11 protein-coding genes are annotated in these 9589 nt (G+C 64.6%); 6 read left to right on the top strand and 5 right to left on the bottom strand.

The annotated features are described in order from the left end of the window. The 4 genes from WA702_RS06410 to WA702_RS06395 form a co-directional block, all read left to right on the top strand. Positions 1-1131, top strand: a 1131-nt coding sequence (locus tag WA702_RS06410; protein ID WP_425109694.1) for a TonB-dependent receptor, incomplete at its 5' end; no start/stop codon positions are given. A gap of 35 nt (positions 1132-1166) precedes the next feature. Further along, positions 1167-1970 carry a tonB-system energizer ExbB gene (gene exbB, locus WA702_RS06405; RefSeq protein ID WP_425109693.1) on the top strand — a complete coding sequence of 268 codons (804 nt, stop codon included), beginning with the start codon at positions 1167-1169 and terminating at the stop codon, positions 1968-1970. Positions 1971-1975: 5 nt separating this feature from the next. Beyond that, positions 1976-2410: a TonB system transport protein ExbD gene (exbD, locus tag WA702_RS06400; protein ID WP_425109692.1), complete on the top strand. Its 435-nt coding sequence runs from the start codon at positions 1976-1978 to the stop codon at positions 2408-2410. 10 nt (positions 2411-2420) lie between these two features. After that, positions 2421-3146: an energy transducer TonB gene (locus tag WA702_RS06395; protein WP_425109691.1), complete on the top strand. Its 726-nt coding sequence runs from the start codon at positions 2421-2423 to the stop codon at positions 3144-3146. Positions 3147-3245: 99 nt separating this feature from the next. Here the strand turns inward: WA702_RS06395 and WA702_RS06390 are convergent, their stop codons facing one another. Further along, complete coding sequence (locus tag WA702_RS06390; protein WP_425109690.1) at positions 3246-4682, bottom strand: glutamine synthetase family protein; 1437 nt, start codon at positions 4680-4682, stop codon at positions 3246-3248. A gap of 130 nt (positions 4683-4812) precedes the next feature. Further along, complete coding sequence (locus WA702_RS06385; protein WP_425109689.1) at positions 4813-6171, bottom strand: Rieske 2Fe-2S domain-containing protein; 1359 nt, start codon at positions 6169-6171, stop codon at positions 4813-4815. 120 nt (positions 6172-6291) lie between these two features. Between WA702_RS06385 and WA702_RS06380 the strand changes: the two genes are divergently transcribed. Beyond that, a complete protein-coding gene (locus WA702_RS06380; RefSeq protein WP_425109688.1) occupies positions 6292-7077 on the top strand; it encodes an IclR family transcriptional regulator domain-containing protein in 786 nt (261 codons plus the stop codon). A gap of 9 nt (positions 7078-7086) precedes the next feature. Here WA702_RS06380 and WA702_RS06375 read toward each other — a convergent pair whose 3' ends face one another. The 3 genes from WA702_RS06375 to WA702_RS06365 all read right to left on the bottom strand — a co-directional run bounded on the left by WA702_RS06375 (position 7087) and on the right by WA702_RS06365 (position 8742). Continuing rightward, a complete protein-coding gene (locus tag WA702_RS06375) occupies positions 7087-7341 on the bottom strand; it encodes a hypothetical protein (RefSeq protein ID WP_425109687.1) in 255 nt (84 codons plus the stop codon). A gap of 6 nt (positions 7342-7347) precedes the next feature. Further along, entirely contained in the window at positions 7348-7707 is a 360-nt protein-coding gene (locus tag WA702_RS06370) for a PilZ domain-containing protein (protein WP_425109686.1), read from the bottom strand. 114 nt (positions 7708-7821) lie between these two features. Next, the gene (locus tag WA702_RS06365) at positions 7822-8742 is read right to left on the bottom strand and encodes a helix-turn-helix transcriptional regulator (protein WP_425109685.1); all 921 of its coding nucleotides are present in this window, start codon (positions 8740-8742) and stop codon (positions 7822-7824) included. Positions 8743-8820: 78 nt separating this feature from the next. Here WA702_RS06365 and WA702_RS06360 point away from each other — a divergent pair. Then, on the top strand, positions 8821-9589 hold a 769-nt coding region (locus WA702_RS06360), incomplete at its 3' end, for a benzoate-CoA ligase family protein (protein WP_425109684.1).

The following is a 9589-nucleotide window of genomic DNA, read 5'->3' as shown; positions in this document are numbered from 1 at the left end:
TATCGCCGCAGCTTCGTCAACGGCATCCAGAGCGACGGCTCCTATCGGCTGTCGGATGCGCACACGCTGAAGTTCGGCGTGATGACGAGCGTGGAGCAGGGCTTCGTCAGCAACTTCTCGACCGTGTTGCCGCTCGACCCGACTCTCAATCCGTTCTCGGTGGTCGATCAGAGCCAGAAAACCGGGACGCTGTTCGGCAGCTATATCGGCGATGAGTGGAAGATCAATAACCAGCTGACGCTGAGTACCGGGCTTCGCTTCGACCAGATGTGGCAATATACCGACGCCAATCAGTTCAGCCCGCGCGTCAGCCTGACCTACAAGCCGTTTGAGGATACGACGTTCCACGCCGGCTATGCGCGCTATTTCACGCCGCCGTCGCTGGTGTTGGCGGCGCCTACGAATCTGGCGCTGCTGACGCCTCCCAATGCTCCGGCCAATACGCAAGCGCCCGCGGTCATGCAAGCCGACGCGGTGCAACCCGAGCGCTCGCATTATTTCGACATCGGCGTCACCCAGAAGATCCATGCGATCCCCGGGCTCGAGGTCGGCGTCGATGCCTACTACAAGATGGCCAGGGGTCTGCTCGACGACGGCCAGTTCGGCGCGGCCTATGTGCTCACCGCCTTCAACTATGATCGCGGCGAGAACGAGGGCATCGAGTTCAAGGCGACCTACAAGAACGGCAATTTCAACGCCTATGGCAATATCGCGATCGCCAAGCAGATCGCGACCTCTGTGGTGTCGAACCAGTTCTTGTTCGATCCGGACGAGCTCGCCTTCATCGCGAGCCACTACGTTTACACCGATCACGCCCAGATCGTGTCGGGCTCGGCGGGCGCCTCCTACCTCTGGAACGGCACGCGGTTCTCGGCCGATGTGCTGTTCGGCAGCGGCCTGCGCGACGGCTTTGCCAACACCGGAACGCTGCCCTGGTACGCGCAGGTCAATCTCGGCATCTCGCACGAGTTCAAATGGACCGACGGCACCAAGCCAACCACGGTGCGCTTCGACGTCGTCAATGCGTTCGACGAGGTCTACGCGCTTCGGGACGGCTCCGGCATCGGCGTGTTCGCTCCGCAATATGGTCCGCGCCGCGGCTTCTTCGCGGGCGTGTCGCAAAAATTCTGAGGGCTGACTTGATGATAAATCGGAACGGGACCCACATGATGCCCAATGCTAACCGCAAATCGTGGCGCGGCACGGCCCACGTGATCGCATCCATCGCGGCCGCTGCTCTTGCCGCGGTCGCGACGCCGGTGATGGCGCAGACGCCCAATCCGCTGCTGCCGCGCAATCTGTCGCCGTGGGGCATGTTCCTCAACGCCGATATCGTGGTGAAGGCGGTGATGATCGGGCTGGCGCTGGCGTCGCTCTTGACCTGGACGGTTTGGCTCGCCAAGACCATCGAGCTCGGCACCGCGCAGCGGGTTGCGCGACGCCGGCTCAGGAAGCTCGAAGGCGCGAGTCTCGATGCGGTGGCGCGCGACTGTGGCGGCAGCAGCGATGCCGTCGCCCAGCTCGTGCTGTCGGCAGCGCGCGAGTCCGAACTCTCGGGCTATATCATCGATGACGACTTCAAGGAGCGCGTGGCGTTGCGGCTGGAGCGGGTCGAGGCCGCGATGGCGCGGCAGGTGTCGCGCGGCGCCGGTATCCTGGCGACGATCGGCGCGGTGTCGCCGTTCGTCGGCCTGTTCGGCACTGTCTGGGGCATCATGAACGCCTTCATCGGCATCTCGGAATCCCACACCACCAATCTTGCCGTGGTCGCGCCCGGCATTGCCGAGGCGCTGCTGACCACGGCGATCGGCCTGGTCGCGGCGATCCCGGCGGTGGTGATCTACAATCATCTGGCGCGGGTCATCACCGGCTATCGCGCAGTCCTGAGCGACGCCTCCGCGATGATCCTGTTGATGATCAGTCGCGGCCGGCGCAGCCGTGCGGCGATGATGCCGCACGCGGCGGAGTAGGCTGAATGGCGGTCCGTCTCGGCGCGCGCAGCCATGGTGAGGATCTCGAGGTTCAGCACGAGATCAACGTCACGCCGTTCATCGACGTCATTCTCGTTTTGCTCATCATCTTCATGGTGGCGGCGCCGCTCGCCACTGTCGACATCGGCGTCAACCTGCCGGCTTCCACTGCGTCGGAGCAGCCGCGTCCGGACAAGCCGGTGTTCGTCACGATCAAGCCAGACGAGACCATCGCGGTCGGCGAGACCGTGGTGGCCCGCGACGGGCTCGGCGCCGCGCTCGACGGCGCCACCGACAATCACAAGGACCAGACCATCTTCATCCGTGGCGACAAGGAGCTGAACTACGGCGCGCTGATCGGCGTAATGAATGTGCTGCGTGACGCCGGCTATCTCAAGCTGGCGCTGGTCGGCCTCGAAGAGGCGCCGAGCAAGCCATGAGATCCGGACAATGACCGCATTCGCACTGCATCTGCCGGAACAGCGCAGGCCCGGGCGGTGGCTGCTTGCGGCCGTCGTGATCGTAGCCTTGCATGCGGCAATCGTGGTGGCGCTGGTCTGGCATCGGCGGACGCCGCCGGCGCCGGAGCTCGTGCCCGCGATCGCGGTGTCGCTGGCGCCGGTGCAGGGCTCGGCGCCGCAAGTGCATGACGAGGATCTGCCGGCCGGGCCGGAGATGCAGCAAGCCGAGGCCGCGCCGCCCAAGCAGGAGGAGCAGAAGGTCGAGCAAGAGGTCCCGCCGCCACCGCCGGCCGAGCATACGGAGGCGGTGCTGCCGAAGGACGAGCCGAAGCCGATCGAGACGCCGAAGCCGGAGGAGCAACCGCCTGCGCCTCAGACCACCGCGCCGCCAAAGAACGAGCATGTCGGCGCGTTCACGCAAGCTGCATCGAACGCCTATAGCGCGCTAATCGTCGGCCATCTCGACAAGTACAAGCGCTACCCCCCGGCTGCGCGTGGTGCAGTGGGCAAGGCGACACTGCGCTTTACGCTGGATCGCGACGGCAAGGTCGTCGATGTGCAGATCGTCAAGTCATCGGGCAACAGCGTGCTGGACCAGGAAGCGATCGCGATCGTTCATCGCGCCGACCCATTCCCGAAATTTCCGGCAGCGAAGCCGCAGGCGGAGGATGTCTGGGGCTGGGCGATGGATTTCGCCCGCAAGGCCAAGCGGTAGAGCCGGCACCCCAGCAGCTGGGTCGAAACACGATCCGCGATTTCAACCTCTCCCCGCAAGGATAGGGGAAAGGGACGCGCCGCGTTTGACGCGCCCGCCTCAAAACATCTCAAAATATTCGCGGTGCTCCCAGTCCGACACCTCGGCTTGGAAGCGCTCGATTTCGGCGTTCTTGATGTGCACGTAATAGTCGACGAGTTGCGCGCCGAATTTTTCGCGGAAGAAGGGATCGTCCGACAGCGCGAACACGGCTTCACGCAGCGATTTCGGCAATAGTGCCGCCTTGGCTTCGTAGGGCGTGTCGGCCGATGGACCGGGATCGAGCGCGCGATCGACGCCGTCTAACCCCGAGAGGATCTGCGAGGCCATGTAGAGATAGGGGTTGGCGGCGGGCTCGCCGATCCGGTTCTCCAGCCGCGTCGCCGGATCACCCGGGCCGCCGAGCACGCGGATCATGACGCCGCGGTTGTCGCGGCCCCAGATCGCACGATCCGGTGCCAGCGAGTAGGAGCGGTAGCGCTTGTAGCCGTTGATGGTCGGCGTCGTGAACACGGTGGAGGCGCGGGCATGTGCCAGCAAGCCGGCGAGGAAGCCGCGGCCGAACGGCGACAGCGCCTCGTCCGTTTCGGTCGCCATGAAAGCGTTGACGCCGCTATCGCGCGCGACCAGCGACTGGTGCAGATGCCAACCGGAGGCGAACACGTTCGGCAGCTTCGGCCGGCACATGAAGGTGGCATGATAGCCGTGGCGCCGCGCGATCTGTTTGATCGCGGATCTAAACAGCACCATGTTGTCGGCGGGCTCCAATCCCTTGCGCGGCTGGAAAGTGAATTCGCACTGGCTGGGGCCGAACTCGACCTCGACCGAACGCAGCGGCAGGCCGAGCGCGAGGATGTCGCGGCGGAAGATTTCCAGCGCCGGCTCCATCTGGTCGAAGCGCTGCTCGGTCAGGTACTGATAGCCGTGCGAGAGCAGGCTGACCGAGGGCGGCTGGCCGGGCTGTCCCGCATCTTCCGGCGCCATCCTGGAATCGTCGAGCTTGAAGACGTGAAACTCGACCTCGAGGCCGGCGACATAGTCGTAACCGCGCCGCGCGAGCTCACTGAGCACATTGCGATAGATCTGCCGTGTCGCAAACGGCACCGGCTTGCCGTCGGCGAAATGCAGATCGCACAGCAGCCAGCCGGTGGTCGGCGCCCATGGCAGCACGCGGAACGTGGTGGGATCCGGCACCATCAGCACATCGGCTGCGCCTTCCATCTCGCTCATGCCGAAGCCGCCGCCCTTGGTGAACACCGGAAACACCGTGCGGTGCGAGGTGTCCTTGGCAAGCATGGTGGTGGTAATGGCGCAGCCGCTCTCCAGCGACGCCAGCGCTTCCGCAGCGATCAGCGTCTTGCCACGCAGGATGCCGTGCTGGTCGGGAAAGGCGAGGCGGATGACTTCGAGATTTTTTTCCTCGACGAGATTGCGCAGGCGCCGCGCCGCCTCCTGCTGCTCATCGGACCACAGGCCATGGCGTGCGACGAAGGTCACTTCGTGCCTCCCTCGATCGTCATTGCGAGGAGCGAAGCGACGAAGCAATCCAGACTGTCTCTGCGCAAAGATTCTGGATTACTTCGCTTCGCTCGCAATGACGGCGGAGAAAGCTTCTCAAGCACACTCATCACTCCGCCGCCGTGAGATGATGCACCTTGCCCGCGATCTCCTTCGGCACCGGTGCGGCCCACGGCGCGCCGCGGCGGCGCTTGACGTCGACCTCCATCCAGTAGAGCTCCCAGCCCTGGCTCGGGCCGATGCCGTCCATCGTCGCCGGGCCCTGGATGCTCTTGGCGGTCGCTTCGTCGAGATGCAGCATCGGCTGCTCGCCGCCCAAGACCTTCTCGATCTCCTGCCGCAGCAGGCGTCGATACTGCACGATCGCCTTGTCGCTCTGGCCGAGATGCTCCTTGGTGCGGTCCTGGATCGGACCCATCGATTCGACGGCCCACTGGTCGTGCACGTTGATGTCGTTGCCCATGCCGGTGTAGGTCTCGGTCGCCTGCTCGTGCGGGTCGAAGCCGTAATCGTTGGTCTTGTTCTTGCGCGATTTGTAGTCCGGCAGCGCATAGAGCTCGAGCCGCTGCTCGCGCATCTTCTGCTTGTCGACCGGCGCCGCGTAGCTGGTGAATACAGCATACCAGTAGCAGTTCTCGTCATCGACCGGCACGTGCCACTGCGAGATCGTCATCTCCGTGCTCATCGGAATGACGAAGCCGTGCGGGAATAGCTGGTTGGTGACCCGCACATGGGTGCGCGCCTCGTCGATCTCGCGCAACGCGATCAGCCGCAGGCCGTATTCGGTGTGCTCGACGTTGATGATCGGCCGATCGAAGTCGCGCAGAATCTTGGTCATCGGCAAATCGCTGCCGGCCGAAGCACCGCGAAACTGCTTGCCATAGGCCTTGGACGTGTCCTCGTCCTCGAAGAAGCGGTGCAGATAAGAAGCGTGCGCGGGATCGATACCGACCTCCAGCGCCTGCAACCAGTTGCAGGCCATGTGGCCCTTGAACGCGAACGTATGGGTGCCAGGCGCGACGAAGCAGTCGATCTCCGGAAATGCGGGCGGAGCGCCTTCGCCCAGATAAGCCCAGAGGATGCCGCTCTTCTCGACCACGGGATAGGACGTCTGCCGGATACCTTGGCAGAGTTGTGAGCCCGCGGGCTCGGCCGGCGTCTCGATGCACTGGCCGCTGACGTCGAACAGCCAGCCATGGAAGGCGCAGCGCAGCCCGCCGTTCTCGAGTCGGCCGAAGGCGAGGTCGGCGCCGCGATGCGCGCAGTGCCGTTCGATCAGGCCGTAGCGGCCTTCGTTGTCGCGAAATAGCACCAGGTTCTCGCCGAGCAGTTTGACGGGCCGCACCGGCCGCTCGCCCTGCAGTTCGTCCACCAGCGCCGCCGGCTGCCAGTACTTCCGCATCAGTTTGCCGCACGGATCTTTCGGCCCGGTGCGGGTGATCAGGTCGTTCTGCTCCTGGCTCATCATGGCGCGCAATCTCCCTGGCGTGATTTTGTTCGCCTATTGAACGAATGGGCGAATTATGACAAGCATCGACGGAGACGGTCAAGCCGGATTTCGAGGCAATTGAGGCCAGGGATGGGTGCGGTGCCGAAGCTGAAGCGGGAAGAGGGCAGTGAGCGGGCGACAGACATCGTCGAAAGCCTCGATCGCGGCTTGCGGCTGCTGCAGGCGTTCGGCGCGGCCGGTGGCGCCATGACCTTGAGCGACGTGGCGCGGATCGCCGATCTGCCGCGCGCCACCGCGCGGCGCATTCTCTTCACCTTGCAGCGCGGCGGCTTCGTCGACAGCGACGGCAAGCTGTTTCGCCTGACGCCGCAGGTGCTGACTTTGGCAGCCTCATACTTGCGCTCCGATCAGCTCGTCACCGTGCTGCAGCCGGTGCTCGATGAGATCTCCGCTGCGGCGCTGGAGATCAGCTCGCTCGCGGTGCTCGACGGCGACCATGTCGTGTTCATCGCGCGCGCCAGCCCGACCCGCATCTTCACCGGCGGCGTCGACATCGGCTACCGTCTGCCGGCGTTCTGCACAGCGGTCGGCCGCGTACTGCTGGGCCGCTTCGACGATGCGACATTGAAAGTGAAGCTTGGCACGACGAAACGCGAAGCGTTGACGCCGCAGACGATCACCGATCCAAAGCGCCTGCTTGCCGCTATCGTCGGCGACCGGACGCGCGGCTATGCACTGGTCGATCGCGAGGCAGAGCCGCATTTCCGCTCGATCGCGGTCCCGGTGCTGCGCTACGACGACAGCATCGTCGCCGCGATCAACATCGGCGCCCATGTCGATCGCATCTCGACCGAGGAGATGATCAAGCGCTTCCTACCGCTGCTGCAGCAGGGCGCGACGTCGGTGCGCGCGCAACTGCTGTGACGAGGCGTGTCAGTACGGCGTGTGCTTGAGGACGGCCGCGATGGTCTGCAGGCTGGTGAGGATCTGCGGCAGCACCCATGCGCGCACGGTGCCGACCACCGTCAGGCCGACGAGCAGCACGATGGTGTATTGCGCCGTGAGGATCAGCACCAGCGGCCGCAGCACGCGACGCCGGATGCTGCGTCGCCGCGGCTTCGGCTCGGCGGCGGCCATCGGCTCCGCCGATTGCACGATGTCCTGGTCTGATAACGAAGCGTCCGACATGATGTCTCAATGTCCCGACAGCAGCTGATCGAGCCGGGCGCGCAGCTCCTTATTGATGCGCTCGCCGTGGCGCAGCTTGCGCGCTAGATCGAGCGAGACCACGTCGGATGTCTGTGGCAGGTCGGCAAAGACCAGGCCGGCCTGCTGCTGGCCGCGCCAGACCAGCCGCGCGCAGCAGGCGAGATCGCGCCGCTGAATCGTAAAATCCAGATAGTCCGGCAGCAGCGGCGAGCCTTCAAATTCGATTTTAGCGCCAAAGTCGCTGAAATTGCGCACGATGCAGGCGAAGGTCGATCGGCGTGCGTTGAACGCCAGCAGGCCGCCGTAATACACGCGATTGCGGACCATGCGCCGTCGGTCCTGCATGACACACTCTCCGTTCCCTTTAACGGTTTATTAGGCAATCGGAGCGTGTGGCGCCAGCCGCGGCGGTATGAAGATGACGCTGGTGGTTAACGGGCCGCAGGTGTGCGCTGCGAGTTAGCCGTCTGCGAAAACCTTCGTGTGGTCGTTCAGCACTGGCTTTACCGCCTCCGCCAATCGCGTCGCGGCGGCGTCGACCGAAAGGCCCGCCGTATCCACCATCGCGTTGGCGCGCGTATAGAGCGGCTCGCGGCTGACCAGGATGTTGCGCAGTTCGGCCATTGCGGAGCGGTCGTCGGCCATCGGGCGCAGATCGCCCTGCTTGCGCACGCGCGCCATGTGCTCCTCGGGCTCGGCCTTGAGCCAGATCGTATAGAAGGATTTCAGGATCAAATCGAAGGTGACCGGCTCGGAGACGATGCCGCCGCCGGTCGCCAGCACCATCAGCTCCTTGCGCGCCAATAGCTGCACCAAGGTCGCCTGCTCCATGCGGCGAAAGCCTTCCTGGCCGTAGAGATTGATGATCTCGGCGACCTCGAGCCCGTTCTGCCGCTCGATCTCCTTGTTGAGCTCGACGAAGCTCCAGCCGATCTGCTGCGCCAGCATCTTGCCGAGCGTCGACTTGCCGGCGCCGCGCAGGCCGATCAGCGCGATGCCTGAGAAGGCGCGCCGCAGTGGCGCCGAGCCGCCATTGGAGAGGATGTCCTTGGCCTGCGCGATCTGATCAGGCGTTGCCTTGCGCAAGAGGTCGCGGATCACGGGCCAGTCGGGCTGTTCGTTGCCGGGAATGATGTCTTCGAGCGGCGCGCCCATCGCGTTCGCCACCCGTCGCAACAGCACGATCGAGACGTTGCCTTTTCCGCCTTCGAGCTGGGCGATATAGCGCTCGGAAATCCCCGACACCTTGGCGAGCACCTTGCGCGACATGCCGCGCAGTGCGCGCATCGTGCGCACGCGCTGGCCGAGCCGTTCAAGGAAGCCGGTCTCGGCCTCGGACGGATCGGTGGTCTCCTGCGCGGCGTCGGCCTGTTCCGTCATGTCCCTCTGGGCGCTCCGGCGTGGTTTGGAAAGATAGTGCCAGGGAGGATTGACAGCAAGCATGCACAGTGGCTTTCTATGAATTATAATTCCAGAAAAGTCTGGGGAGGAAACGCCGTGGGGAGCTACAATGCGGTGACGTGGTTGCTCGACCGCAATGTCGAGGCCGGGCGCGGCGACAAGCTCGCCTACACCGACACGGTTTCCGAACTGACCTATCGCGCGCTCCAACAGCAGAGCTGCCGCGTCGCCAATATGCTGCGCCGGCTCGGCGTTCGCCGCGAGGAGCGCGTGGCGATGATCATGCTCGACACCGTCGATTTCCCCGCGGTGTTCTTGGGTGCGATGCGCGCCGGCATCGTGCCGGTGCCTCTCAACACGCTGCTGACCACGGATCAATATGCCTATGTGCTGGCGGACTGCCGCGCCCGGGTACTGTTCGTCTCCCAGGCGCTATATCCTGTTGTGAAGGACATCGTCGGGCGCATGCCTGATTTGGATTGTGTCGTCGTCTGCGGCGCCAATGCGTTCGGGCACAAGCTGCTGACGGATGAACTCGCCGGCGAGAGCGATCGGTTCGCGACGGTGGCGACCCATGAGGACGAGCCGGCGTTCTGGCTCTATTCGTCCGGCTCGACCGGCATGCCGAAGGGCGTGCGCCATGTCCATGCCAATCTCGCCGCCACCGCCGAGACCTATGCCAGCCAGGTGCTTGGCATTCGCGAGGATGATGTCTGCCTGTCGGCGGCCAAACTGTTCTTTGCCTATGGGCTCGGCAACGCGCTGACGTTTCCGTTGTCGGTCGGCGCCACCACGGTGTTGAACGCGGAGCGGCCGACGCCGGCCA

The sequence above is a fragment of the Bradyrhizobium sp. genome (assembly GCF_049798375.1).
Taxonomy (GTDB): Bacteria; Pseudomonadota; Alphaproteobacteria; order Rhizobiales; family Xanthobacteraceae; genus Bradyrhizobium.
This window is presented reverse-complemented; position numbering and strand designations above follow the sequence as displayed.

Excerpts from the sequence above, each read along its gene's own strand:
- WA702_RS06365 (WP_425109685.1), bottom strand. The coding sequence starts at position 8,742 with ATGACGGAACAGGCCGACGCCGCGCAGGAGACCACCGATCCGTCCGAG.
- WA702_RS06375 (WP_425109687.1), bottom strand. The coding sequence starts at position 7,341 with ATGTCGGACGCTTCGTTATCAGACCAGGACATCGTGCAATCGGCGGAG.
- exbB (WP_425109693.1), top strand. The coding sequence starts at position 1,167 with ATGATGCCCAATGCTAACCGCAAATCGTGGCGCGGCACGGCCCACGTG.
- WA702_RS06385 (WP_425109689.1), bottom strand. The coding sequence starts at position 6,171 with ATGATGAGCCAGGAGCAGAACGACCTGATCACCCGCACCGGGCCGAAA.
- WA702_RS06370 (WP_425109686.1), bottom strand. The coding sequence starts at position 7,707 with ATGCAGGACCGACGGCGCATGGTCCGCAATCGCGTGTATTACGGCGGC.
- exbD (WP_425109692.1), top strand. The coding sequence starts at position 1,976 with ATGGCGGTCCGTCTCGGCGCGCGCAGCCATGGTGAGGATCTCGAGGTT.
- WA702_RS06395 (WP_425109691.1), top strand. The coding sequence starts at position 2,421 with ATGACCGCATTCGCACTGCATCTGCCGGAACAGCGCAGGCCCGGGCGG.